26 protein-coding genes are annotated in these 24222 nt (G+C 69.0%); 16 read left to right on the top strand and 10 right to left on the bottom strand.

The genetic code is table 11. The annotated features are described in order from the left end of the window. Window positions 1-140: 140 nt before the first annotated feature. The 4 genes from NTM_RS12845 to NTM_RS12830 all read right to left on the bottom strand — a co-directional run bounded on the left by NTM_RS12845 (window position 141) and on the right by NTM_RS12830 (window position 4206). On the bottom strand, window positions 141-1109 hold the full coding sequence (locus tag NTM_RS12845) for a 4-(cytidine 5'-diphospho)-2-C-methyl-D-erythritol kinase (RefSeq protein WP_104864136.1): 969 nt from the start codon (window positions 1107-1109) through the stop codon (window positions 141-143). 103 nt (window positions 1110-1212) lie between these two features. Continuing rightward, window positions 1213-2133 (bottom strand): 16S rRNA (adenine(1518)-N(6)/adenine(1519)-N(6))-dimethyltransferase RsmA, encoded by a 921-nt coding sequence (rsmA, locus tag NTM_RS12840; protein ID WP_163766500.1) that lies wholly within the window; start codon window positions 2131-2133, stop codon window positions 1213-1215. Continuing rightward, window positions 2130-3257, bottom strand: coding sequence for a resuscitation-promoting factor (locus tag NTM_RS12835; protein WP_163766499.1), 1128 nt, complete (start codon window positions 3255-3257; stop codon window positions 2130-2132). The genes rsmA and NTM_RS12835 overlap by 4 nt, the downstream gene beginning before the upstream one ends. 97 nt (window positions 3258-3354) lie before the next feature. Continuing rightward, window positions 3355-4206 carry a TatD family hydrolase gene (locus NTM_RS12830; RefSeq protein WP_163766498.1) on the bottom strand — a complete coding sequence of 284 codons (852 nt, stop codon included), beginning with the start codon at window positions 4204-4206 and terminating at the stop codon, window positions 3355-3357. Window positions 4207-4233: 27 nt separating this feature from the next. Here NTM_RS12830 and metG point away from each other — a divergent pair, with 27 nt between their 5' ends. From metG to NTM_RS12805, 5 genes are all read left to right on the top strand, one after another. After that, a complete protein-coding gene (metG, locus tag NTM_RS12825; protein ID WP_163766497.1) occupies window positions 4234-5766 on the top strand; it encodes a methionine--tRNA ligase in 1533 nt (510 codons plus the stop codon). Window positions 5767-5772: 6 nt separating this feature from the next. After that, window positions 5773-7119 carry an NADP-specific glutamate dehydrogenase gene (gene gdhA, locus NTM_RS12820; protein WP_163766496.1) on the top strand — a complete coding sequence of 449 codons (1347 nt, stop codon included), beginning with the start codon at window positions 5773-5775 and terminating at the stop codon, window positions 7117-7119. Window positions 7120-7216: 97 nt separating this feature from the next. After that, on the top strand, window positions 7217-8401 hold the full coding sequence (locus NTM_RS12815) for an NAD(P)/FAD-dependent oxidoreductase (protein ID WP_163766495.1): 1185 nt from the start codon (window positions 7217-7219) through the stop codon (window positions 8399-8401). Next, complete coding sequence (locus tag NTM_RS12810) at window positions 8398-9294, top strand: RNA polymerase sigma-70 factor (RefSeq protein ID WP_163766494.1); 897 nt, start codon at window positions 8398-8400, stop codon at window positions 9292-9294. Before NTM_RS12815 ends, NTM_RS12810 begins: the two co-directional genes overlap by 4 nt. A 6-nt stretch (window positions 9295-9300) precedes the next feature. Then, complete coding sequence (locus NTM_RS12805; RefSeq protein WP_163766493.1) at window positions 9301-10539, top strand: aminodeoxychorismate synthase component I; 1239 nt, start codon at window positions 9301-9303, stop codon at window positions 10537-10539. On the opposite strand, the gene rsmI is transcribed toward NTM_RS12805, so the two are convergent. Then, window positions 10522-11358: a 16S rRNA (cytidine(1402)-2'-O)-methyltransferase gene (rsmI, locus tag NTM_RS12800; RefSeq protein ID WP_163766492.1), complete on the bottom strand. Its 837-nt coding sequence runs from the start codon at window positions 11356-11358 to the stop codon at window positions 10522-10524. The genes NTM_RS12805 and rsmI overlap by 18 nt on opposite strands. 24 nt (window positions 11359-11382) lie before the next feature. Here rsmI and NTM_RS12795 point away from each other — a divergent pair, with 24 nt between their 5' ends. Further along, entirely contained in the window at window positions 11383-12933 is a 1551-nt protein-coding gene (locus NTM_RS12795) for a dolichyl-phosphate-mannose--protein mannosyltransferase (protein ID WP_163766491.1), read from the top strand. A gap of 105 nt (window positions 12934-13038) precedes the next feature. Next, window positions 13039-13896, top strand: coding sequence for a putative endonuclease domain-containing protein (locus NTM_RS12790; protein ID WP_163766490.1), 858 nt, complete (start codon window positions 13039-13041; stop codon window positions 13894-13896). A gap of 39 nt (window positions 13897-13935) precedes the next feature. On the opposite strand, the gene arcA is transcribed toward NTM_RS12790, so the two are convergent. Then, complete coding sequence (gene arcA, locus NTM_RS12785; RefSeq protein WP_163766489.1) at window positions 13936-15144, bottom strand: arginine deiminase; 1209 nt, start codon at window positions 15142-15144, stop codon at window positions 13936-13938. A 33-nt stretch (window positions 15145-15177) separates the two neighbouring features. Between arcA and soxR the strand changes: the two genes are divergently transcribed. Both soxR and NTM_RS12775 read left to right on the top strand, forming a co-directional pair. Beyond that, the gene (soxR, locus tag NTM_RS12780) at window positions 15178-15612 is read left to right on the top strand and encodes a redox-sensitive transcriptional activator SoxR (RefSeq protein ID WP_163766488.1); all 435 of its coding nucleotides are present in this window, start codon (window positions 15178-15180) and stop codon (window positions 15610-15612) included. Between the two features lie 33 nt (window positions 15613-15645). Next, a complete protein-coding gene (locus NTM_RS12775) occupies window positions 15646-16254 on the top strand; it encodes an alpha-ketoglutarate-dependent dioxygenase AlkB (RefSeq protein ID WP_104864149.1) in 609 nt (202 codons plus the stop codon). 3 nt (window positions 16255-16257) lie between these two features. Here NTM_RS12775 and NTM_RS12770 read toward each other — a convergent pair whose 3' ends face one another. Together NTM_RS12770 and NTM_RS12765 are read right to left on the bottom strand one after the other, a co-directional pair. Beyond that, the gene (locus NTM_RS12770; RefSeq protein ID WP_163766487.1) at window positions 16258-16929 is read right to left on the bottom strand and encodes a DUF5642 family protein; all 672 of its coding nucleotides are present in this window, start codon (window positions 16927-16929) and stop codon (window positions 16258-16260) included. A 28-nt stretch (window positions 16930-16957) separates the two neighbouring features. Beyond that, window positions 16958-17617, bottom strand: coding sequence for a DUF5642 family protein (locus tag NTM_RS12765; RefSeq protein ID WP_179963928.1), 660 nt, complete (start codon window positions 17615-17617; stop codon window positions 16958-16960). A 116-nt stretch (window positions 17618-17733) separates the two neighbouring features. Between NTM_RS12765 and NTM_RS12760 the strand changes: the two genes are divergently transcribed. Beyond that, the gene (locus tag NTM_RS12760) at window positions 17734-18441 is read left to right on the top strand and encodes an LpqN/LpqT family lipoprotein (protein WP_104864151.1); all 708 of its coding nucleotides are present in this window, start codon (window positions 17734-17736) and stop codon (window positions 18439-18441) included. Here NTM_RS12760 and NTM_RS12755 read toward each other — a convergent pair. Together NTM_RS12755 and pat are read right to left on the bottom strand one after the other, a co-directional pair. Next, complete coding sequence (locus NTM_RS12755; RefSeq protein ID WP_104864152.1) at window positions 18431-19279, bottom strand: shikimate 5-dehydrogenase; 849 nt, start codon at window positions 19277-19279, stop codon at window positions 18431-18433. The genes NTM_RS12760 and NTM_RS12755 overlap by 11 nt on opposite strands. Further along, entirely contained in the window at window positions 19279-20277 is a 999-nt protein-coding gene (gene pat / locus NTM_RS12750) for an acetyltransferase Pat (RefSeq protein ID WP_104864153.1), read from the bottom strand. The genes NTM_RS12755 and pat overlap by 1 nt, the downstream gene beginning before the upstream one ends. 130 nt (window positions 20278-20407) lie before the next feature. Between pat and NTM_RS12745 the strand changes: the two genes are divergently transcribed. Genes NTM_RS12745 through NTM_RS12720 form a run of 6 tightly spaced genes read left to right on the top strand, consistent with a single transcriptional unit; the run spans window position 20408 to window position 24201 of the window. Next, window positions 20408-21490 (top strand): GGDEF domain-containing protein, encoded by a 1083-nt coding sequence (locus NTM_RS12745; RefSeq protein ID WP_104864154.1) that lies wholly within the window; start codon window positions 20408-20410, stop codon window positions 21488-21490. Between the two features lie 22 nt (window positions 21491-21512). Next, a complete protein-coding gene (locus NTM_RS12740; protein WP_163766486.1) occupies window positions 21513-21938 on the top strand; it encodes a cupin domain-containing protein in 426 nt (141 codons plus the stop codon). Between the two features lie 14 nt (window positions 21939-21952). Beyond that, a complete protein-coding gene (locus tag NTM_RS12735) occupies window positions 21953-22339 on the top strand; it encodes a carboxymuconolactone decarboxylase family protein (protein WP_163766485.1) in 387 nt (128 codons plus the stop codon). Continuing rightward, window positions 22336-23214, top strand: coding sequence for an NAD(P)-dependent oxidoreductase (locus NTM_RS12730; RefSeq protein ID WP_104864157.1), 879 nt, complete (start codon window positions 22336-22338; stop codon window positions 23212-23214). Before NTM_RS12735 ends, NTM_RS12730 begins: the two co-directional genes overlap by 4 nt. A 48-nt stretch (window positions 23215-23262) precedes the next feature. Further along, complete coding sequence (locus tag NTM_RS12725; RefSeq protein WP_104864158.1) at window positions 23263-23742, top strand: MarR family winged helix-turn-helix transcriptional regulator; 480 nt, start codon at window positions 23263-23265, stop codon at window positions 23740-23742. 24 nt (window positions 23743-23766) lie between these two features. Next, a complete protein-coding gene (locus tag NTM_RS12720) occupies window positions 23767-24201 on the top strand; it encodes a DUF5313 domain-containing protein (protein WP_163766484.1) in 435 nt (144 codons plus the stop codon). Window positions 24202-24222 lie beyond the last annotated feature (21 nt).

Here is a 24222-nt window from a genome sequence, read left to right as displayed (position 1 = left end):
GATGCGTCCACTACTCGACCGCTAGCTCTCACCGCCGCTCATCTTAAGCAACTCTTAAGTAGCTGCCAAACGAGCGCGACTATTGAGGCATGTGTCACACCTATTTGTGATCGCGAATTTATCCGGCGGACGCGCCGCGATCAGCCGGCCGTCGACGGGCTCGGCACCACCCGCGCCCCCTGTACCGGACCGCTGGCCACCCGCACGGTGCGGCATACGCCCGCGCCGGCCAGTTCGGTGCCGATGTCGACGGCGGCGCCTGCCGAGGTGCACAGGAACGCGCAGGTCGGCCCGGAACCGGACACCACCCCGGCCAGCGCGCCCGCGTCGACGCCGGCGCGCAGCGTGCGACGCAGCGCGGGGTCCAGCGTCAGCGCGGCGGGCTGCAGGTCGTTGCCCAGCAGCGGCGCGAGCTCGGTCGGGTCCCCCGACGCCAGCGCGGCCAGCACGGGTTCGGGTGATTCCAGCCGGGGCGGCAGCGTGCGGTTCTCCTCGGCGCGGAGCCGGTCGATCTCGGCGAAGACGGCAGCCGTCGAGAGCCCGCCGGGCGAGAACGCCAGCACCCAGTGGAAAGTGTTGCGGGTCAGCACTGTGGCGAGCTCTTCGCCGCGGCCGGTGCCCAGCGCGGTGCCGCCGTGCAACGCGAACGGCACATCACTGCCGAGTTGGGCGGCCAGCGCGTGCAGGTCGCGGCGCGGCACGCCGAGTTCCCACAGCGCGTTCATCGCCACCAGGACCGCCGCCGCATCCGCGCTGCCGCCGGCCATCCCGCCTGCGACCGGGATGGTCTTCTCGACGGTGATCGCGACGTCGGGGGCGCGCCCCACGTGCTCGGCCAGCAGTTCCGCCGCGCGCCAGGCCAGATTGCGGTCGTCGGTGGGCAGCGAGTCCGCACCCTCCCCGACGTGCTCGAGGGACAGCGTGTCGGCGTTGCGCACGGTGACCTCGTCGAGCAGCGACACCGCGTGGAAGACGGTGGTCAGCTCGTGATAGCCGTCAGGCCTGCGGTCGCCGACGTCGAGATAGAGGTTGACCTTGCCGGGCACCCGAACCGTGACCGAACCGGTGGGAACCCACTCCGAAACCGTATTACCGTCACGCGCGGACACCGCACGACATTAACGCCGACCGTCGCGCGCGGCGAACCTGAGCCGCACACCACAAAGGCCCCGGTGCGCGACCGGGGCCTTCATGAAAAACAGCGGTGGGCGACTACGTCGCGGTGACCTGCGACTCCTCGCTGGTGTCGGACTCGGTCTTCGGCACGACGTGCCAGTCCGCGCTGCGCTGCAGCAGTCGCACGAAGTCGTTGATGCTCAGCGTCTCACCGCGCCGGGACGGATCGATGCTGGCGGCCAGCAGCCGGCTGGCCGACTCGTTGCCCGAGCCCGCCCACTCGGCGAACGCGTTACGCGACGTCTTACGGCGCTGCGCGAACGCGATGTCGATCAGATCGAAGACCTGCTCGCGGAACTCGGTGTCGGTGGGCCACGGCGACGTCTCGTAGCGGTCGATCCGGACCAGGCCCGAATAGACGCGCGGGATCGGCCAGAACACCGTCGGCGACACCATGCCGTAGCGGCGGACGTTGCCGAAGAACCGCACCTTGGCGCTGGGTACGCCGTACTCCTTGTTGCCCGGTTCGGCGGCGAGCCGCTCGGCGACCTCGGCCTGCACCATCACCATGACGGTCCGGATGGACGGGAACTCGGCGAGCAGGTGCAGCAGCGCGGGCACCGCGACGTTGTACGGCAGGTTCGCGACGAGCGCGGTCGGCATCTCGGTCATATCCGACTGCTTGAACGTCAGGATGTCCCGGTTCATCACGGTCAGCCGGTTGACCTCGCTGTGCGAGTGGGCCGCGATGGTCGTCGGCAGCTGGGTGGCCAGAACCGGATCGATCTCGACGGCGGTCACCTTCGCTCCGCGGTCCAGCAGCGCGAGCGTCAGCGAACCCAGCCCGCGACCGACCTCGAGCACATGGTCGTTGCGGTTGATGCTGGAGGCCGAGACGATGCGGCGCACCGTGTTGGCGTCGTGGACGAAGTTCTGCCCGAACGATTTCCGCGGGCGGAAATCGATGGATTTGGCCAGATGCCGAATTTCAGTTCGCCCGAGCAGTCGTATGGTCACGACGCACCGATCCTCCCACTACAGGTCGGCCACGCTCCCCAACCCTGGCGCGCCCGAGTTACCTCAGCTATCGCGATCTGCTCTTCTCTCGTTGCCAGATCCGCTCGCTGAGCATACCTCAGACCACCGTTGCGCTCCCAGGTGTTTTGATCGAATTGAACTCCGCCGAAATAGCCATTGCCTGTGTTGATCGCCCAGTTACCTCCCGCTTCGCAGCGCGCGAGGGCGTCCCAAGTCATCCCATTGTTCACTGGCGGCACCTCGGTACCAGGCTTCGCACCCACCCGCAGCACACCGTCGCGGGCCGGCGTCACGACGACATTGGCTATTGGCAGCCTTCCAGTTTCGACCCCGTTAATTTTCGCTACAGCGAAAGTGACATCTTGAACTCCAGGATTTCCCGGATCCTCGACAACCTGGCGACTCATGTTCAAAGTGACGTCTTCGATGCGCTGATTGTTCGGGTTTAGCGGCAATCGCTCGGTCACCTTTTCGATGCGCACCCTGGTCACTTTGATGAACATGCCGTCCACAATCGGCGTGGACGCCGCGGGGATGACGGAGTCTCTTTGCTGTAATGGCGCCCCGGCGGCTTCCAGCAGCGCCGCCACAGTGGGCGCCGCGAGCCGCACCGACCGCGTCACGCCGCCGTCTTCGATTTGCACGTTTCGTGGACTGACCACCGGAAGCGCCATTCCGTCGAGCGGGAGCCTGCTGGCACGCGAGGCCGCGACGGGAGCCTTGTCGGTCATCTGCAATTGGGCGAGCGCCTCGTCGACCGTCGATGCGGTGGTCCACACCTGCTCGGTGCCGCCGCCGTCGGTCGAGATCTCCAGCGGCCGGCTGCGGCGCAGCACGATCGTGTCGGACTGGTGCACCGGGGTCTCGGCGGCGGGATAGAGGTCATCGCGCTCGCTGACGTCGAACCCGTTCTCGGCGACGACGTCGATCACGCGCGACTTCATGGTCGACACCGTCACCGAGGTGCCGTCGACCTGGAGAGTGACGGTCTTGTGCGCGGCGACCGCGGCTCCACCGGAGAACACCAATGCAAGCAGGGTGGCTGCAACCAGGAGTCTCAGCAGCGGTGAGCGCGTCTGATGGAGTTTTGTCAGTGCATTCAAAATGTCGTCAGTCCCGACCTAGCCTGGTGCGCGGCAGCGGCTAACAACGGTGGGGGGCGCTGCCACGCGATTTATCACGAGACGGTAACGAATCGGTCTAGGTCCAGCAACCCGCCAAGCCGTAGGTCCGTACCGCCGTCGCGGAGGTCAGCTCGGCGAGCTCCTCCGCGGGCCGGCCCAGGAGATCGGCCAGCGCTTGCACAGTGTAGGGCAGGCAGTAGGGCTCGTTCGGCGCCCCGCGATACGGGTGCGGGGTCAGAAACGGCGCGTCCGTCTCGACGAGCAGCTGGCCGTCCGGGATCAACGCCGCAGCTTCACGCAGGTCACGAGCGTTCTTGAAGCTGACCGTCCCCGACAGGCTGAGCAGCCAGCCCTCGTCGAGGCACGCCCGCGCCATCTCGGCGTCCGAGGAGAAGCAGTGGAAGATCACCGTCTCGGGGGCGCCCTCGGCGCGCAGCACGTCGAGCACGGCCGCGTCGGCGTCGCGGTTGTGGATCATCAGCGGCTTGCCGGTGCGCTTGGCCAGGTCGATGTGCCAGGCGAAGGCCTCGCGCTGTTCGCCGGGTTCGGCGCACCCGTCCAGCCGGCCCGGCCAGTACAGATCCATCCCGGTCTCCCCGATCGCGACCACGCGGGGATGCTGAGCGAGGCGTTCGATCACCGCGCGCGCCTCCGCGGTCAGCGCGTTGGCCCGGGTCGGATGCAGCGCGACGGCGGCGTAGACGCGGGAATCCCAGTCGGCGGCCTCGGCGGCCCACCGCGCGGACTCCAGGTCGTCGGCGATGGTCACGACCGCGCGCACCCCGGCCGCAGCCGCCCGGTCGAGGATCGCGCGGACGCCGTCGGCGTCCCGGGCGCCACACGCATCGAGGTGGGTGTGCGCGTCGACCAGCTGTCCCACCGGCTCCGGAATCGGCGGCGGCTCTCGTCGCTGTTTAGTCCCGCTCACCCGACACACTCTAGGGTTGACCCTGAAATGAGCGAGCCTTACTACATCACCACGGCGATCGACTACCCCAACGGCGCGCCCCACATCGGGCACGCCTACGAGAAGGTCGCCGCCGACGCGATCGCCCGGTTCAAGCGCCTCGACGGCTACGACGTTCGATTCCTGACCGGCACCGACGTGCACGGACTGAAGATGGCGCAGACCGCGGAACGCGAAGGCATCCCGACCGCCGAACTCGCGGTGCGCAACTCCGACGCGTTCGAGGCGATGCAGCGCAGGCTCGGAAGCTCCTTCGACCGCTTCATCAGGACCTCCGACGCCGACCACTTCGCCGCGTCGGCAGAGATCTGGAAGCGGATGGACGCCGCCGGCGACATCTACCTCGACACGTACTCCGGGTGGTACTCGGTGCGCGACGAACGCTTCTACAGCGACGACGAGATCGAGACGCGCGACGGCGAGAAGTACTCGATCGAGACCGGCACGCCGCTGACCTGGACCGAGGAGCAGACGTACTTCTTCCGGCTCTCGGCATACACCGACCGGCTGCTCGCCCACTACGAGGCGAACCCCGATTTCATCGGTCCCGACGTGCGGCGCAACGAGGTCGTCAGCTTCGTCTCCGGCGGACTGCGCGATCTGTCCATCTCGCGCACCACGTTCGACTGGGGCGTGCCGGTACCGGGACATCCCGATCACGTCATGTACGTCTGGGTGGACGCGCTGACCAACTACCTCACCGGCGCCGGCTTCCCTGACGTCTCGTCGCCGGACTTCCGGAAGTACTGGCCCGCCGACCTGCACGTCATCGGCAAGGACATCATCCGATTCCACACCGTGTACTGGCCGGCGTTCCTGATGTCAGCCGGACTCGAGCTTCCCCGACGGGTGTTCGCCCACGGCTTCATCAACGTCAAGGGCGAGAAGATCAGTAAGTCGGTGGGCAACGTCGTCGACCCCATCGCGCTGGTCGAAGAATTCGGCGTCGACGCCGTGCGCTATTTCCTGCTGCGCGAGGTGCCGTTCGGCCAGGACGGCAGCTACAGCGAGGACGGCATCATCGGCCGCATCAACGCCGACCTGGCCAACGAGTTCGGCAATCTGGCGCAGCGCTCGCTGTCCATGGTGGCCAAGAACCTCGACGGGGTGGTGCCCGAACCCGGTGAGTTCAGCGCCGAGGATTCCGAGATGCTCGCCGCCGCCGACGCGCTGCTGGAGCGGGTGCGCGAGCACTACGACCGCCAGGCGATGCATCTGGCGCTGGAGGCGATCTGGTCGGTGCTCGGCGCGGCCAACCGCTACTTCTCGGCGCAGGAACCATGGGTGCTGCGCAAATCCGATCCGCAACGCTTCGCCACGGTGCTCTACACGACGCTGGAGGTGGTGCGCATCGCCGCGCTGCTCAGCCAGCCCGTGATGCCCGAGACGATGGCCAAGCTTCTGGATCTGCTCGGCCAACCCGAAGAACAGCGGGCCTTCACCGCGATCGCGACGCGGCTGGCGCCGGGCACCTCGCTGCCCGCACCGTCCGGAGTGTTCCCTCGCTACCAGGTGGATTGATCGGAAATGACTGAGTTACACACCAAACTGCACGACATCTACGACGAGGTGGCGCGGCGCAACCCCGGCGAGGACGAGTTCCACCAGGCCGTCTACGAGGTGCTCAACAGCCTCGGCCCGGTGGTCGACAAGCATCCCGACTACGTCGACCGCGCCGTCATCCGGCGGCTGTGCGAACCCGAGCGGCAGATCATCTTCCGGGTGCCGTGGCTCGACGACTCCGGCGACGTCCAGGTCAATCGCGGGTTCCGGGTCGAGTTCAATTCGGCGCTCGGGCCGTTCAAAGGCGGGCTGCGCTTCCACCCGTCGGTCTACCTCGGCATCATCAAATTCCTGGGCTTCGAGCAGATCTTCAAGAACTCGCTGACCGGCTTGCCGATCGGCGGCGGCAAAGGCGGATCGGATTTCGATCCGAAAGGCCGCTCCGACGGCGAGGTGATGCGGTTCTGCCAGTCCTTCATGACCGAGTTGTACCGGCACCTCGGTGAATACACCGATGTGCCGGCCGGCGACATCGGCGTCGGGATGCGCGAGATCGGTTACATGTTCGGGCAGTACAAGCGGATCACCAACCGCTACGAGTCCGGCGTGTTCACCGGCAAGGGCATCACGTGGGGTGGATCGCAGGTGCGCACCGAGGCCACCGGGTACGGCACGGTGTTCTTCGTCGACGAGATCCTGCGCTCACGCGGGCAGTCGTTCGACGGGAAGAAGGTCGTGGTCTCCGGCTCGGGGAACGTCGCGATCTACGCCATCGAGAAGGTGAGTGCGCTCGGCGGCACGGTGATCGCCTGTTCGGACTCCACCGGCTTCGTCCACGATCCCGCCGGCATCGACCTCGATCTGCTCAAGGAGATCAAGGAGAAACGCCGCGCCCGGCTCGCCGAATACGCCGAAGCCCGCGGGTCGTCCCAGCTGGTGGCCAACCGCTCGGTGTGGGAGGTGGAGTGCGACATCGCGCTGCCCTGCGCCACCCAGAACGAGGTGTCCGGCACCGACGCCAGACACCTGATCGAGTCCGGCTGTCAGATCGTCGCCGAGGGCGCCAACATGCCGTGCACCCCGGAAGCGGTGAAGTACTTCGAGGACGCCGGGGTCACGTTCGCACCGGGGAAGGCCGTCAACGCCGGCGGGGTCGCGACCAGCGCGCTGGAGATGCAGCAGAACGCGTCACGTGACTCGTGGACGTTCTCCGACACCGAGGCGCGGCTGGCCGAGATCATGCGCCGTATCCACCACCGTTGTCTGGCGACCGCCGACGAGTACGGCCAGCCGGGCAATTACGTCGCGGGCGCCAACATCGCCGGCTTCATCCGGGTCGCGGACGCGATGCTCGCCCTCGGACTGGTCTGATCAAGATCGAGTAATCTGCGTCACACATCCGGCGTAGGTGTCACATCCGGACACCGCGCGGTGTCTTGAGGGCACAAGCCCCTCGAAAGGAGACACCATGAGCGCACAGCCCACCCGGATCGTCGTCATCGGCGGCGGATACGCAGGCGTGATGGCCGCCAACCGACTCTGCTCCCGCGAGGACGTGGACGTGGCCCTGGTCAACCCGCGCCCCCAGTTCGTCGAGCGGATCCGGCTGCACCAACTGGCGGCAGCCGACGACCCGGACAGCACGGTCGCCGTCCAGGACTTCGGCACCGTGCTCAACGTCCGCGTGCGCCTGGTGCTCGACAGCGCCGAACGTATCGACGCCGCGGCCCGGCGCCTCGCGCTGGCCTCCGGTTCCGCCCTGGACTACGACTACCTGGTCTATGCGGTCGGCAGCACCGGCGACGTGCCGGCGAGCGTGCCCGGGGCCGCCGAATTCGCCTACCCGCTCAGCGAATTGGAGCAGGCTACGCGGCTGCGGGAGCGGCTGGCCGACCTCGCGGCGCCGGCCCCGCTGGTGGTCGTCGGCGGCGGGCTGACCGGGATCGAGGCCGCGGCCGAGTTCGCCGAAGCGGGCCGCTCGGTCACGCTCGTCACCCCGGTGGTCGGACCGTCACTCAGCGTTGCCGGGCGCCGGTCGGTGACCAAGCGGCTGCGCAAGCTCGGTGTCACCACCGTGGCCGCCGGGGTGCGCGCCGTCGGCCCCGACCACGTCGTCCTCGACGACGGGCGCACCCTGCCCAGCGCGGTGACGGTGTGGACGGCCGGGTTCGGCGTGCCGGGGCTGGCCGCGGCCAGCGGACTGACCAGCGACGCACTGGGCCGGCTGATCACCGACGAGACACTGACCAGCGTCGACGACGACCGCATCGTCGCGGCCGGGGACGCGGCGGCCCCGTCGGGTCACCCGTACCGGATGAGCTGCCAGGCCGGGCTGCCGCTCGGCGCCCAGGCTGCGGGCACGGTGCTGGCGCGGATCGCGGGCACCGCGGTCGCCGACGCGACGGTGCCGATGTCCGGGCAGTGCATCAGCCTCGGCCGCGGCGCGGGCACCGTGCAGATCCAGCACAAGGACGACACCCCGCGCAACCTCTACATCGGAGGGCGCACCGGTGCCTTCGTCAAGGAGCAGGTGTGCCGGTTCACGGTCAAATGGCTTGCCGCCGAGGCACGTAAGCCCGGTACGTACCGGTCGTTGAAGGGCCCCGACCGCTCCGAGCTGATCGCGACCTCACCGGAGGTGCCGGTCCGGTGAGCGTGACGCCGGGAGACGAACACGCCGATCGGTTCACGCTTCTGCGCCCGCTGCTGTTCACGATCGCCTACGAGATCCTGGGCAGCGCAACCGAATCCGACGACGTGCTGCAGGAGAGCTACCTGCGCTGGGCCGAGGTGGACCTTGCGGCGGTCACCGACACCAAGGCCTACCTGGCCCAGCTCGTCACCCGGCAGTCGCTCAACGCCCTGCGCGCCCAATCCCGCAGACGCGAGGACTATGTGGGCCCGTGGCTGCCGGAACCGCTTCTGACCCAGCAGGATCCGTCGGCGGACGTGGTGCTCGCCGAGTCGGTGTCGATGGCGATGCTGGTGGTGCTGGAGACGCTGAGCCCCGACGAGCGGGCGGTGTTCGTGCTGCGGGAGGTGTTCGGCTTCGGGCACGACGAGATCGCCGAGGCGCTCGGCAAGTCGGCAGCGGCGGTCCGGCAGATGGCGCACCGGGCCCGCGAGCACGTGCAGTCGCGGCGCAAACGCTACGAGCCGGTCGACCCGAAGGTGTCGAGCGAGATCACCATGAAGTTCTTTGCCGCCGCGGCCACCGGTGACATGGACGGACTGCTGGAGATGCTGGCGCCCGACGTGGTGTGGATCGCCGACAGCGACGGCAAGGTCAGCGCGGCCCGGCGGCCGGTGGAAGGTGCCGACAAGGTGGCCCGGCTGATCCTGGGCTTCGTCCGGCTCGCCGGTGGCGAGGGCCGGGTCGAGCCCGCGGTCTACAACAGCGCGCCCGCGCTGGTGCTCTATACGGGCGACGTGCTGGAGGGCGTGGTCACGTTCGAGGTGGCCGACGGCCGGATCACGAACTTCTACGCGATGCGCAACCCGGAGAAGCTGACGGGGGTGATGGTGCCGCGCCGGATCAGCCGATAATGAGCCGTGCGCATCGAGCGGCTCGGCGATCTGGGCGACGCCCCGTCGGTGCTGCGTGCGCTCGGGGCCGCGACGGAGCGACTCGGGATCGCGCCGCCCGCCGCGCTGATCGGTGACTGGTTCGGCTCCCGCGCGGTGATCGCTCCCACGGTGAGCGTGTCGGCCGTCGCACCCGAGACGGTTTTCGGCGTGACACCGGGAAACCGCTGCGACGGGCCGGTGGGTGGCGGCTGGTTCGGATACCTGTCCTACCCCGACGCCGGCGCCGACGGGCTCGGCCCGCGGATCCCCGTCGCGGCGGGCGGCTGGTCGGATTCGGTGTTGCGCTGTGACCGCGACGGCGGCTGGTGGTACGAAAGCCTCACCGGAGCAACACTTCCCGGTTGGGTCACCGACGCCGTGCACTCCCCCGCCGGGCGTCGGCGCGCGGCCGTGGTGTGGGAGGCCGCCGATCACACCGAGCATCAACGGGGGGTGCGGGAATGTCTCGACGCGATCGCCGCCGGCGAGGTGTACCAGGCGTGTGTGTGCACACAGTTCCGTGGCGTGCTCGACGGAGCCCCGCTCGATTTCTTCACCGAGGCGGCGGGCCGGACCACACCGGCCCGGGCGGCGTATCTCGCGGGCGATTGGGGTGCGGTGGCGTCGCTGTCGCCAGAGCTGTTCCTGCGCCGGTGCGGGGAATCCGTCACGTCCAGCCCGATCAAGGGCACCCTGCCGCGGCACGCCGATCCGGCGGCGCTGCGGGCGTCGGTCAAGGACGTCGCGGAGAACATCATGATCGTCGACCTGGTGCGCAACGATCTGGGCCGGGTCGCGCGCACCGGATCGGTCGCGGTGCCCGAACTGCTGGCGGTCCGGCCGGCGCCCGGGGTGTGGCATCTGGTGTCCACGGTGACCGCGCGGGTCCCCGCCGAGTTGCCGATGGCCGACCTGCTCGACGCGACGTTCCCGCCGGCCTCGGTCACCGGCACCCCGAAGCAGCGCGCCCGCGAGCTGCTGGTCTCGTGGGAACCGCATAGGCGCGGGATCTACTGCGGCACAGTGGGGCTCGCGTCACCGTGGGCCGGCTGCGAGCTGAACGTCGCGATCCGCACGGTCGAGTTCACCCCGGACGGCACCGCGGTGCTCGGCGTCGGCGGCGGTATCACCGCCGATTCGGATCCGGAGCGCGAGTGGGACGAGTGCCTGCACAAGGCCACGCCGATCATCGGCCATGGTGTCGGCTCACTCACGCGCACGTAGCACCGCGTCGTAGAGCTCGCGCCGCGACGGACCGCCGGGATGCGCGGCGACGACCTGTGCGCACGCGTCCTTGACCCGCATCCCGTCGTCGACCAGCCGCAGCGCCTCGGCGACCATTTCCTCGGGATCCGCCGACGGTGTCGCGCCGGCCAGCACCACGGTGATCTCCCCCAGCACACCGTCGGCGGCCCACTCGGCGAGCTCCCCGAGCGTCCCGCGCACGATCTCCTCGTGCGTCTTGGTCAGCTCCCGGCACACCACGGCCCGGCGCTGCGGGCCGAGCACGTCGACGGCGTCGCGCAGCGTCTCGGCCAGCCGGCGCGGTGACTCGAAGAACACACAGGTGCGCGGTTCGGCTCGCAAGGTCTGCAGCCACGAGTTGCGCGCGGACTGCTTGCGCGGTGCGAACCCCTCGAAGCAGAACCGCTCCGACGGCAGGCCCGCCACCGCGAGCGCCGTGGTGACCGCGGACGGGCCGGGCAGGCACTGCACCGTCAGGTCGTTCTCCGCGCAGGCCGCCACCAGCCGGTAGCCGGGATCGCTGATCAGCGGCATCCCGGCGTCGCTGACCAGCAGCACTGTCGCCCCGCTGCGGATGTCGTCGAGCAGCGCGGGCACCCGGGACGACTCGTTCTGGTCGTAGAGGCTCACGATCCGGCCCGCCGGCTTCACCTCGAGCGCTGTCGCCAAGGTGCGGATCCGGCGGGTGTCCTCCGCGGCGATCACGTCGGCACTGCCCAGCGCCCGGATCAGCCGCGCCGACGCGTCCGACGGCTGTCCCAGCGGCGTGGCGCCCACGAGCAGTCGTCCGGCCGTCATGTCACACAGCCTACGATCGCATGCGTGACCGCCCCGACCGAGGAACTCCACAGAAGCGGGCGCTCGGTCCCCGTCATCAGCCCCGGCCCGGTCGTACCCGTCGCCGACTTCGGCCCCCTCGACCGGCTCCAGGGCTGGGCGATGACCGCCGTGATCACCGCACTGGCCGCAGTGACCCGGTTCCTGAACCTGGGCTCGCCGACCGATGCGGGCACCCCGATCTTCGACGAGAAGCACTACGCGCCGCAGGCCTGGCAGATGGTCCACAACAAGGGCCTGGAGGACAACCCTGGCTACGGGCTGGTGGTGCACCCGCCCGTCGGGAAACAACTCATCGCGATCGGCGAGGCGGTCTTCGGCTACAACGGGCTCGGCTGGCGGTTCTCCGGCGCCGTGTGCGGAGTGGTCCTCGTGCTCCTGGTGGTGCGGATCGCGCGGCGCATCAGCCGCTCCACCCTGATCGGTGGTCTCGCCGGTCTGCTGCTGATCGCCGACGGCGTCAGCTTCGTCACCGCGCGCACCGCGCTGCTGGACGGGTTCCTCACCGTGTTCGTCGTCGCGGCGTTCGGCGCCCTGATGGTCGACCGTGACCAGATCCGTGAGCGCATGCACATCGCGTTCCTGGAAGGGCGCATCGCCGAGACGCCGTGGGGTCCGCGGCTCGGGGTGCGCTGGTGGCGGTTCGGCGCCGGGGTGCTGCTCGGGCTGGCGTGTGCGACGAAGTGGTCCGGGCTGTACTTCGTGCTGTTCTTCGGCCTCATGACGGTCGGGTTCACCGTCGCCGCGCGCAAGCAGTACCGGGTGCCGCGGCCCTGGCTCGGGGCGCTGCGGCGCGACGTCGGTCCGTCGCTGTATGCGCTGGTGCTGATCCCGTTCGGGGTGTACCTCGCGTCCTACACCCCGTGGTTCGCATCCGAGACGGGCGTCAACCGCCACGAGGTGGGCCGGTCCATCGGCCCGGACAGCGCGCTGCCGATCCCGGACGCGCTGCGGTCGCTGTGGCACTACACCTACGCCGCGTACCGGTTCCATTCCGGGCTGACCAACGCCGACGGCAACCACCACCCGTGGGAGTCCAAACCCTGGACGTGGCCGATGTCGCTGCGGCCGGTGCTGTACGCAATCGACACCGACAACGTGTCGGGCTGCGGCGCCCAGTCGTGCGTGAAGGCCGTGATGCTGGTCGGCACACCGGCGATGTGGTTCCTCGCGGTGCCGATCCTGGCATGGGCGGTGTGGCGGGCGTTCGTGAAGCGCGACTGGCGCTACGCGGTGCTGCTGGTCGGCTACAGCGCGGGCTTCCTGCCCTGGTTCGCCGACATCGACCGGCAGATGTACTTCTTCTACGCGGCGACGATGGCCCCGTTCCTGGTGATGATCATCGCGATGATCCTCGGCGACATCCTGTACAAACCCACACGCAACGCCGAGCGGCGCACGCTGGGCCTGCTGGTGGTGTGCATCTACGTCGCGGTGGTCATCACGAACTTCGCATGGCTCTACCCGATCCTGACCGGGCTGCCGATCTCGCAGCACACGTGGAACATGCAGATCTGGCTGCCGTCCTGGCGCTAGCGGGCTTTTCGCCGAACTGGGATTCCCGGTCGTGATTTCGCGGTTATCCACAACCCTCACACGAGGCTCGCCGAGGGCACGCCGAACTGGGTGACGATCGAACACATGCGACCGGTGATCCTGGGCAGCCAGGAGATCAAGGAAGGCACGATCACCCGCGGCGAGCTGCGATGGCACTACGAGCGGCTCTTCCCCGACGTCCACATCCTGCGGGACGCTCCGCGCTCGCTGTATCACCGGACCGTCGGCGCATGGCTGTGGTCGCGCGAACGCGGTGTCATCACCGGCCGCGCCGCCGCTGCCCTGCACGGCGTGAAGTGGATCGGCGACGACGTGCCGGTCGAACTCATCTGGAAGTCCTACGACACGCCCCCGGGGATCATCGCCCGCGACGACCACTTTCTCTACGACGACGTCTACCCGATCGACGGCATGGCCGTTGCGACGGTTCAGCGGTGCGCCTACGACCTCGGCCGTCACCTGCCCCGCAACGAGGCCGTCGTGTGTCTCGACGCTCTGTCCAACGCGACGGGGCTTCGCGCAGAATGGGTCTCCCCGATAGCCGACAGGTACAAGGGCGCCCGCCACATCAGGCGGCTGCGGACCGCCCTCGACCTGATGGACGGCGGCGCCCAGTCCCCGAAGGAGACCCGTCTTCGGCTGCTGCTCATCGACGCGGGTTTCCCCCGTCCCGCAACACAGATCCCGGTATGCGACGACTACGGAGCCCCGTTCGCATTCCTCGACATGGGCTGGGAGGACGCCGGTATCGCCGTCGAATACGACGGCGATCACCACCGCACCGAGCGCCGACAGTACGTCTGGGACGAACGGCGGCTGCGGATGATCAGGGACCGCGGCTGGCGACATGTCAAGGTGATCGCGGAGGACCGGCCCTACGACGTGATCGACCGGGTCCGTCGCGCATGGGCCGAACGCGAGCCCGGCGCCATGGTCGTGTGAACGGGCGAATCCACAGCCGGGAATCCCAGTTCGGCGAAACTAGAGCGGGTCGCGGCCGGCCGGGCACGACATACAGCGTGGGCCGCCGCGGCCGGTGCCCAATTCGGACGCCGCGATCGGCAGCACCTCGATCCCCGAGTCGGCAAGGCGGGCATTGGTTTCGGTGTTGCGCTCGTAGGCGACGACGACGCCCGGGGCCAGCGCCAGGGTGTTGTTGCCGTCGTCCCACTGCTCCCGCTCGGCGGTGACGGGATCGAGCCCGGTGTCGATGACGCGCAGCTTCCCGATGCCCATCGCGTCGGCCGCGGCGTCGACGAACGGCGCCGCCCGGTCGATCTTCACCCCGCCCGACTCGCTGCGAATCGTGAACGCGGTCAACGAATCGACGATGTTCGGATACATCACCACCGCATCGGTGTCGACCATCGTGCACACGGTGTCGAGGTGCATCTGGGCCCGCTCCTGCGCGATCGGCACGGCCAGCACGGTGTGCGCGAGACCGTCGTCGAACAGGCTGCGCGCCAACGCTTCCGCACCGGCCGGAGTGGTGCGCTCTCCCACCCCGACGGCGACCACGCCCGGGGCCAGCAGCAGCACGTCCCCGCCCTCGATCGGCGCGGACCGCGACTCGTAGGCCCGCCGCACCCCGAGGAACCGCGGATGGTGCGCATAGATCAGGTCGGTCAGCGACGTCTCCCGGATCCGGGCGTGCATCGACAGCGACGTGATCGCCACGCGAGGCCCGATCCAGAACGACGAGTCCCGAGTGAACAGCAGGTTCGGCAGCGGGTCGATCACGAAGTCTCCGCCGTGGTGCATGCGGCGCACCAGCGACAGCTCGTTCTCACCGAACGGCAGCTCGTCGAAGGTCATGCCGGCCATCAGAATTCGGGCCAGCGCGGGCGCGTCCAGGGTGCGCAGGTATGCGGCGAGCTCCTGCGCCAGCGGCACTCCGAGGCGCCGCGAGTCCACCGCGGCAGAGATGCCCTGCATGCGGGCCGCCCCGCTCTTGGCCAGTGCCTCGGTCAGCAGGTCGCCGAGCAGCAGCACCTCGACGCCGCGCGACCGCAGCAGTTCGGCGAACGCGTCGTGCTCCTGCTGCGCGCGCGCCACCCACGGCAATCCGTCGAACAACAGGGTGTCGTTGTTGCGCGGGGTGAGCCGCTGCAGCTCGGGTCCGGGGCGGTGCAGGATGACCACGCGAAGCCTGCCGACCTCCGAATTGCATCCCAGCGCCGCATCCGTCACAAGAGCACCGTAACCGCAACTAGGGTTGAGGTCATGGAATGGCCCCACGAGCTGACGCCCGGCGAGATGGCCGAGCGGAGCGGGGTGGCGGTGTCGGCGTTGCACTTCTACGAGCGCGAGGGCCTCATCACCAGCCGGCGCACGAGCGGCAACCAGCGCCGCTACGCCCGCGAGACGTTGCGCCGCGTCGCGTTCATCCGGATGTCGCAACGACTCGGGATCCCGCTGGCACGGATCCGCGACGCGCTCGCGACACTGCCGACCGACCGGGTGCCGACCAGCAAGGATTGGGCCCGGTTGTCGGCGGGCTGGCGCGAGGACATCGACCAGCGGATCCTGCACCTGCAGCGGCTGCGCGACAATCTGGCCGGCTGTATCGGCTGCGGCTGCCTGAGCCTGAAGATCTGCGCGCTGGCCAACCCCGGGGACGTTCTCGCCGATGAGGGACCCGGCCCCGTTCGCCTCTGAGAATTCGAACGCCTGTGCGATAGACTGCGCGGTATGGAGCCAGCTCTGCAAAGCTCGCTTTTCGAGCAGTCCGACCGCCGCGATCTCGGCAACGGCGCGTGGCTGGAAGTCCGCTCCGGATGGTTGTCCCAGGACGGTTCCCCCGACGACACGCTGTTCGCCGAACTCCGCGACCAGATCCCGTGGCGCGCCGAACGACGGCAGATGTACGACCGGGTCCTCGACGTGCCCCGCCTGATCAGCTTCCACAACCTGGTCGACGCCGATGCCCCGCATCCGCGGCTCAAACAACTCCGCCGCCGCCTCAACGACGCCTACGCCGGTGAACTCGGCGAGCCGTTCGTCACAGCGGGGCTCTGCCTGTACCGCGACGGGAACGACAGCGTCGCCTGGCACGGCGACAACATCGGGCGCAGCCGCACCGAGGACACCATGGTCGCCATCCTCGGGCTCGGAGCCACCAGGGTGTTCGCGCTGCGCCCGCGCGGCGGCGGGCCGTCGCTGCGGCTGCGGCACTGCCATGGGGATCTGCTGGTGATGGGCGGCTCGTGCCAGCGCACCTGGGAACACGCGGTGCCGAAGACGACCAGGCCGACCGGCCCCCGGATCAGCATCCAGTTCCGCCCGCAGGGTGTGCGCTGAGGGCTACCCGCGCACCAGGTCGACGGCCTGGGTGACGAGGTCGCGGGCCCGCTCGGTGTCGATGCGGGCGGGCGGTTTGTCCGGTACGGCGAGCGGGTTGGCCGTGACGATCACGATGAAGTTGCCGAACTTGGCGACGTAGTTGTAGAGCTCGCCGGTGCGCGGGCCCTCCGCGGTCACGGTCTGCAGCACCCGGTGTGTCCCGATGGTCCGCACCCCGTCGATCTGTGGGGCTTCGGCGCCCTCGACCAGGCCTCTGATCCCGGCGCCGGTGAAGGTGACCTTGCCGCACTGGTCGCCGGGGGTGTTCACCGGTACCGCCTCGGAGGTCTCCAGCGCGATCACGATGTAGCGCACGCCCTCGCCCTCGGCGGTCGTCGCGGCCATGTTGCCCTTGACGCCCTCGGGCACGGTGTTCTCCGCGGCCGCTTTACCGCATTCGGCCGGATCGAACGTCAACCCGGCCGGCAGCTTCTGGGCGGTCAGGAACTGCGGATCGACGGCCGCCGGACCGACGGTGCTCACGGTGTAGGACGGGCCGAAGCTGGATTTCACCTCGGCCACCCGGGCGATGTCGGCCTTCGACAGGTCCTGCTGCGGCGCGCTCTGACACGCCGTCAGCAACCCGGCCACCACGGCCGCCGTGCAGGTGAGGTACTTCGGGGCGTTCGACATCGCCGCCAATGTACCGGCGCCGCACCGTTCAGCCCCGCAGCGTGGACACCGTTTCGGCGAGCAGATCCGAGGCGAACTCGGCGCCGAGCGTGGGGTGCGGCGACCCGGGATCGGTGACCACCACGACGAAGCACAGGTACGTCCCGAGGTAGGCCACTGCGGTGTCCGCATGGGTGTGCGTCTCGGTGCCACCCTCGACGATCGTGGTCAATGTGGTGCGCATCGCGACGGTTTGCGCGGCATCGATGCCCGGGCCCGGTTGCGCGGTGACCGTGCCGCTGGTGTGTCCGGACGTCACGGTCCACTGTCGGCATTCGTCGAGCACGGCGGGGTCGGGTCCCTGCGGGGGCATCGCCTCGGCGACCACGGCGTAGACGATCCCGCCCGGCCCCGACGCCGACCAGCCGCGGGCCGTCTCGGCATCGACCGACGGAGCCCCCAGCGCCGCGCACTGCATCGGGTCGGCCTGCGCCGAATCGCGAAAACCCCACGCCCCGAACGGCACCGGCGCCCCGGCGTACCCGGTGACCTCGTAACCGTCGGGCATCGCATCGCGAGCCCGGTCGATGCGGGCCGGGTTGACGGTGTGCGTGGCCGGCGGTTCGGGCACCGGCGCCTGGGGCGGCGTGGCCGGCTCGGCACATGCCGCGGCCATCAGAGCCAGGGCACACACGGCGATCAGCCTCACGCGCTGTTGATATCACGCGCACGGGCCGTGTCCGCTCAGGCGGTGTGGGCCCTCCCGGCGAATTCGCTAGCCTTGACCCGAAATCCGCCTTTGCGCCCCGACGAACAGGAGACGACGTGACCTTCGCCAACCGGGCCGGCCTCGCCGCGATCGCACTCGCGGCCGGAATCGGACTGACCGGCTGCGGGTCGGAGACCGCAGGCGACGCGACCCCGGCCGACGAGACGTCGGCGACGGCGGAGACGACCGTCAGCAGCACCTCTGAAGCGCCTGCGCCGCAGACCCCCGCTGCAGGTGCCGACATCACGGTCGAGCAGTACATCGCCGAAAACGGCATCGAGGCGACCCCGATGCGCCAAGGCGATCCGGGCGCGCCGACGGTCACGCTGCCCTTCCCGCCGGGATGGGTCGCGATCGGTGACTCCGCTCCGGAGGACGCGTTCGACGGCATCATGTTCACCGGCGATCCGCCGGCCCCCGCGCCGGCGACCATCGTCGCGTTCGTCACCAAGCTGACCGGCAACGTCGATCCGGCCAAGATCCTCGAGTACGCCCCGAAGTCCACCCTGGCACTGCCGGGCTTCCAGGGCGCCACGTCCGGGCAGCAGGGCACCCTCGGCGGCTACGACGCGACACAGATCGGCGGGTTCTACAAAAAGGAAGACGGCGGGCCCGACTGGCTGATCGCCGAGAAGACCGCGGTGATCCCGACCGACGGCGGCGTCTTGATGCTGAAGCTGACCGCCGAGGGCCCCGAGGATCTGGCGATCCAGTTGATGGAGGCGACAGCGGCCATCGACGAGCAGACCACGATCACGCCCTAGAGATCGCCGACGCCTCCTCGATCTGTTCGCGGCTCGGCAATACCCCGGTGTATCGCACGAACTGCTCGGCGGCCTGCAGTGCGATCACCTCGGCTCCGGTGATGACCGGTACGCCCGCGGCACGCGCCGCGCGGATCAGCGGCGTCTCCGACGGGATCGCGACGACGTCGAAGACCGTGTCGGCGGCCGCGATCGTCGTCTCGGTGAACGCGACGTCATGCTCGTGCGGTCCGCCGGCCATCCCGATCGGGGTGACGTTGACGATGACGGCCGCTGTCGCCGAACCGAGCTCGGGCAGGTATTGATAGCCGAGCGTGTCGGCCAGCGCGGTCCCGGACTCGACGTTGCGTGCCACGACGATGCCGGTGTGGAAACCCGCGTCGACGAAGGCGCGGCCGACGGCTTTGGCCATGCCGCCGCTGCCACGGATCAGCACCGCACTGTCGGGATCCAGCCGGTTGTCGCTGATCAGTTGCCGGACCGCGAGGTAGTCGGTGTTGGAGGCGGTGAGCCGCCCGCCCGGCACCGATACGTCGTTGACGATGGTGTTGACCGACCGGATCGCCTGCGCGGACGGCTCGATCTCGTCGACCAGCGTGAGCACGTCCTCCTTGAACGGCATCGACACCGAGCAGCCGCGGATCCCCAGCGCCCGCACGCCGCCGATCGCCGCGGCGATGTCGGTGGTGGTGAACGCCTTGTAGATGTAGTCGAGGCCGAGCACGTCGTAGAGGTGGTTGTGGAACCGGGTGCCGATGTTGCTGGGGCGGCCCGACAGCGAGATGCACAGCCGGGTGTCCTTGCTCAGCGGCGGCTTGCGCGAGGCGCCGTCGGGCATCAACCGACCGCCCGGATCACCTGGCGCGCCACGCCGCGGATCTGGTAGGCGAGCTCGCGGCTGATCGTCAGGTCCTCGACTTTCGGGACGGGAATCTCGGTGACGACCACTCCGAGGTCGTCGCGATGCCACTTCGCGCCGAACCGGTCGAGGATCGCGCGCATCGCGAAGTTGTCGCTGAGCACCCGCGCTGTGAACCGCTGCACCCCGTCCCAGCTCGCGGCGACCGAGATCGCCGCCATCAGCAAGGTGCCCAGGCCGCGTCGTTGGTACTCGTCGGCGACGATGAACGCGACTTCGGCCACGGTCGGATCGTCGACCTCGCGGACGAACCGGACGTCGGCGACCACCGGCCCGTCGATGCCGTCGGTCAGCACGAACACGAAGTGGTCCTGGTAGTCGACCTCGAACAGGTACGCCATCAACGCCCGCGTCGGCGAGCGCACCGATTGGAAGCGCCGGTAGAGCGTCTCGTCGGAGAACTCGACCTGACCGCTGCTGGTGCGTTCGATGTCTCCGGGCAGCACCGGCCGCAGATACAGCACGGTGCCGTCACGCACCTGTACCGGGATCGGGGTGATGAACGCCGCGAGGCGCTGCCGCGCGATGCGCACCAGTTTGGCCATCATGCCCGGGATCTCGAGCATGGTCGCGAATGCTTCCCGCCCGCCGACCCATCCGCTCAGCGGTTCGGTCGCGACGACGGTGGCGGTGCGCGGCGCATCGCGCAGGAGTGCGATCTCCCCGACGATCAGCCCCGGTTCGAGCGTGACGACGGTGTCGTGGCCGTCGTCACCGGTGTGGGTCACCTCGGCACGCCCGGACCCGACCAACAGGAACGACACGGCAAGCTCACCCTGCTGCATCAGCACCTGGCCGGGGGCGGCGTCGAGCGGCCGCAACTGGGCGGCCAGCGGCGCGAGGGCCTCTGACGGGATCCCGTCGAAGACGGCCAGCACCGCGAGGTCGTCGGCTCGGACATCGGTCACGCCGGACACGCTTACGAGGCTACGGGCGCGCGGGAAAGTCGGGCAAGGATGCGGCAACACCGCCGTCGGAGGCCGATTGCGGGAAACCGCCGATGCCCTGCTTGGATAGCGGCAGTCAACGGCGACGAGATGGTGTGTGATGTATCGATACGCGGATCACTACGACTGGTTCAGCGGCTTCCTCAAAGCCCGTTCCGTCGCACGGTACGTCCGCGCCTTCATCGTCACGCTCGCCCTGTTGATGACGGCGTCGGTGCTACTGCTGCTCACGTCTGCCGGTGGTCCGACCGGCGGACTCCAGAAGGCGATGATGTGGACGGCGGTCGGCGGTGGGCTGGTGTCCGCGGCGCTGTGGGCGCGGCGGTGGCCGACGCGGCGACAGTCCGCGGCGTTCGCGGCGGTGACGACGACGTCGATCACGTTCGCGTGTCTGGCGTATCCCGATCCACTCGCCGCCCTGCTGGGCTGCATCGCGTTCACGACGATCGGCGCCTACCTCGCGTTCTTCCATTCCACGAAGTCGGTGCTGACGTTCGTCGCGATCGCGTCCACCGTGGCGTTCGCCCAGGCCGTGCAGATGGCCCTCGAGGGCCGCGCGGCGCTGGCCGCCGTCGACTTCTTCATGATCGTGCAGGCCAACATCGCGATGCCGGTGGCGATCCACGGACTGCTGCGGGCGTTGCGCGGTGATCTGGTGCTCGCACAGGCCGACGCCGATCACGACCCGTTGACCGGTCTGCTGAACCGGCGGGCATTCCGCAGACACACCCTGAACCTGCTCAGCCGCGGCGGTCCGGGACGGTACCTGAGCATCGCGATGGTCGACCTCGACGACTTCAAGGCCCTCAACGACGCTCTCGGTCACGCGGCCGGGGATCAGGCACTGATCGCCGTGGCCCAGGCGTTGAGGGCGGGCACCGCGCCGAGCGCCGTCATCGCCCGCGCCGGCGGCGAGGAGTTCCTGATCGCCGACGTGACCCCGGCGGATCATTCGCAGCAGAGCTACCAAGAGGTCTGCGATGCGATCGCGGACCTGGACGTGCCCGTCACCGCCAGCGTCGGAACGGCTGTCGCCGTTATCGACATGGCGACCGAAGGCGACATCGACACCGTTGTCGATCACCTCATCGAAACCGCTGATTCGGCGATGTACCGTGCGAAACGTAACGGGGGCAACCAATGTCACCATCACGGCATCTGGCCGGGCACGGCCGCGTCGTGATCGGAGAGGAAAGCGAGCGAGCGTGCGGACGTTGATCACCGGAGTGGACGCCGACGGCAGATCCTGCGTCGTGAGTCAGGACGAGCTCGCACTCGACGAGCTGGCGCCCGGCTTTGCGATGGGTATCCCGTTCGCCACCACCGCGAGTCCGCCGCCGGCCCGCCCGCAGGGCAGCGCGCCGCTGATCGACCAGGGCATCGCGCCCGGGCTGGCGCGGTGGATGGTGGTCGAGCTCGGTCCGGGTTCCGAGACCCCGATGCACCACACCGACACCCTCGACCTGGAAACCGTGCTGTCCGGCAGTGTCGAACTCATCCTCGACGACGGCGCCCACCACCTCGACCAGGGCGACCTGGTCGTGCTGGCCGGTGTCGACCACGCGTGGCGCGCCGGGCCCGACGGCTGCCGGCTCAGCGCGGTGCTCATCGGCACTCCCCCGCCGGCCTGAGACCGGAGAACCTCATGGACCCGCAGACCCATGAACGCGGCCGGGAGATCCGGACACGGGTACTCGGCGCGGAGTACGTCGAACGCGCGGTCGCCAACGCCGACGAATTCTCCCAGCCGCTGCAGGATCTCGTCACCGAGTACTGCTGGGGCGCGGTGTGGGGACGCGACGGGCTACCGCCGAAATCACGCAGCATGATCACCCTCGCGATGATCGCGACGCTGAACCGGCCGCAGGAGTTGGCAACTCATATCAAGGGTGCCCTGCGCAACGGGGTGACACGCGACGAGATCCGCGAGATCTTCCTCCAGGTCGGGGTGTACGCCGGAATCCCCGCAGCCGTGGACAGTTTCCGGATCGCGCGGACGACCTTCGCCGAAGTCGACGGCCCGCAGCCGTGACGTTGGGGTTCGTCGGCCTGGGCAACATGGGTTTCCCGATGATGAGCCGGCTGGTCGCGGCGGGTCACCGGGTCACGGTGTTCGACACCGATCCTGACGCGGTGGCGCGCGCCGCGCAGTTGGGCGCCGAGGCCGCCGCGTCGGCACGGGAGGTGGCCGACCGCGCCGAGTCGGTGTTCGCGAGCCTGCCGACCCCGCAGGTGTCCAACGTCGTCGCGGGCGAGGTCGCCGACGGGCGGCGGGTGCGTCGATTCATCGACCTGTCCACCGTGGGACAACAAGCGGCGCAACACAATTGCGATGCCCTGCGGGCACGTGGGATAGCCGCCCTGGACAGCCCGGTCAGCGGCGGTGTGCACGGCGCCGAAGCGGGCACGCTCGCGGTGATGGTGTCCGGGCCCCGCCCGGAATTCGACGCGCTGGCGTCGGTGTGGCCCACGCTCGGACGGGTCACGTTCGTCTCCGAGACCCCCGGTGCGGCGCAGACCATGAAGCTGATCAACAACATGATCGCCGCGACCGCGCTGGCCGTGACGGCCGAGGCGGTGGTGATGGGCGCCAAGGCCGGCCTCGATCCGCAGGTCATGGTCGACGTGCTGAACACGGGCTCGGGCGGCACGCACGCGAGTCGCGACAAGTTCCCGCGGGCGGTGCTGCCTCGCACGTTCGACTACGGCTTCGCCACCGGGCTGATGACCAAGGATGTGCTGCTCTACCTGGCCGAGGCGCAGGCCCTGGATACCCCGGTCGCGCTGGCCGAGTCCGTAGCCCAGATCTGGCAGGCCACCCAGGACGAAGAAGGTCCGACGTCGGATTTCACGTCGGTGGTGAAGCCGATGGAGCGCGCCGCAGGGGTGACGATCGGCGGTCGGTGACGCAACCGACATTGCTAGTGCCCTAATCGTTAGGGCACTATCGATCTCATGACCCTCACCGCGGAGGACGTCGATCCGCTTGCCCTGGAACGGCAGGTCTGCTTCGCGTTGGCTGCCACCAACCGGGCCGTGCTCGCGCTCTACCGGCCCTTGCTGGAGCCGCTGGGGCTCACGCATCCGAAATACCTGGTGATGCTCGTGCTGTGGGACCACCAGAAGACTGCCCCGTCGACCTCGTTGTCGGTCAAGAAGATCGCCTCCACCCTGCAGATGGATTCGGCCACGCTGTCTCCGATGCTGAAGCGCCTGGAAGCACTCGGCCTGATCTCGCGGGCCCGCAACGCCGCGGACGAGCGGTCCACCGATGTGACGCTCACGGACAAGGGGCTCGCGCTGCGTGAACGCGCGCTGGAGATTCCGGAGAAGGTCGTCGCGCGGCTCGGGATGAGCCTCGCCGAGCTCGAGCGCGCCCACGAAGTCCTGACCCGCCTCAACGCCGCCGCCGTGCGCGGCGCGCTGCAGTCCTGAATTTCCCAACCCGGAGGAGCATCCATGGCGATCGAAGAACCCACAGGCACCGACAAACCGAGCTTCTGGCAGTACCTGGCGTACTGCTATGGCAAGCGGCTGCCGAAATCGATGAATCGTTGGGTCGCCGAGGATCTCGCCGGCCAGGGCGCGATCCGCAGGCACATGATCCGGTACTCGATTCCGCCGCTGCTGATCCTGGCGCCGCTGTGGCTGCTTCCCGCGCCGATCTACATGCGCCTGGAGATGACGGCGCCCATCTACGTCTGGGCGTTGCTGATGGCGTTGGCGCTCAACAAGGTCTGGCGCCGGCACCGGCTGGCCAAGCACGGCCTCGACCCGAATCTCGTCGACGTGATCCAGCGCAAGAAGGACGCGAAGATGCACGACGACTACATCCGCAAGTACGGACCTCGCCCCGAGGACGCCAAGACACAGTCGAACAGCAGTCCGTTCTGACGTTTCCGCCACGTATGGTCT

It is taken from the genome of Mycolicibacterium parafortuitum, assembly GCF_010725485.1.
Lineage (GTDB): Bacteria > Actinomycetota > Actinomycetes > Mycobacteriales > Mycobacteriaceae > Mycobacterium.
The sequence above is the reverse complement of the archived record's forward strand: the minus strand, read 5'-3'. Positions and strand labels throughout refer to the sequence as shown.

What these genes read in the sequence shown, in the direction of transcription:
- NTM_RS12720 (WP_163766484.1), top strand. Translation starts at nt 23,767, where the DNA reads ATGGCGATCGAAGAACCCACAGGCACCGACAAACCGAGCTTCTGGCAG.
- gdhA (WP_163766496.1), top strand. Translation starts at nt 5,773, where the DNA reads ATGACTGAGTTACACACCAAACTGCACGACATCTACGACGAGGTGGCG.
- NTM_RS12770 (WP_163766487.1), bottom strand. Translation starts at nt 16,929, where the DNA reads ATGTCGAACGCCCCGAAGTACCTCACCTGCACGGCGGCCGTGGTGGCC.
- NTM_RS12725 (WP_104864158.1), top strand. Translation starts at nt 23,263, where the DNA reads ATGACCCTCACCGCGGAGGACGTCGATCCGCTTGCCCTGGAACGGCAG.
- NTM_RS12775 (WP_104864149.1), top strand. Translation starts at nt 15,646, where the DNA reads ATGGAGCCAGCTCTGCAAAGCTCGCTTTTCGAGCAGTCCGACCGCCGC.
- rsmI (WP_163766492.1), bottom strand. Translation starts at nt 11,358, where the DNA reads ATGACGGCCGGACGACTGCTCGTGGGCGCCACGCCGCTGGGACAGCCG.
- NTM_RS12790 (WP_163766490.1), top strand. Translation starts at nt 13,039, where the DNA reads ATGCGACCGGTGATCCTGGGCAGCCAGGAGATCAAGGAAGGCACGATC.
- soxR (WP_163766488.1), top strand. Translation starts at nt 15,178, where the DNA reads ATGGAATGGCCCCACGAGCTGACGCCCGGCGAGATGGCCGAGCGGAGC.
- NTM_RS12745 (WP_104864154.1), top strand. Translation starts at nt 20,408, where the DNA reads ATGTATCGATACGCGGATCACTACGACTGGTTCAGCGGCTTCCTCAAA.
- NTM_RS12755 (WP_104864152.1), bottom strand. Translation starts at nt 19,279, where the DNA reads ATGCCCGACGGCGCCTCGCGCAAGCCGCCGCTGAGCAAGGACACCCGG.
- NTM_RS12735 (WP_163766485.1), top strand. Translation starts at nt 21,953, where the DNA reads ATGGACCCGCAGACCCATGAACGCGGCCGGGAGATCCGGACACGGGTA.
- metG (WP_163766497.1), top strand. Translation starts at nt 4,234, where the DNA reads ATGAGCGAGCCTTACTACATCACCACGGCGATCGACTACCCCAACGGC.
- NTM_RS12815 (WP_163766495.1), top strand. Translation starts at nt 7,217, where the DNA reads ATGAGCGCACAGCCCACCCGGATCGTCGTCATCGGCGGCGGATACGCA.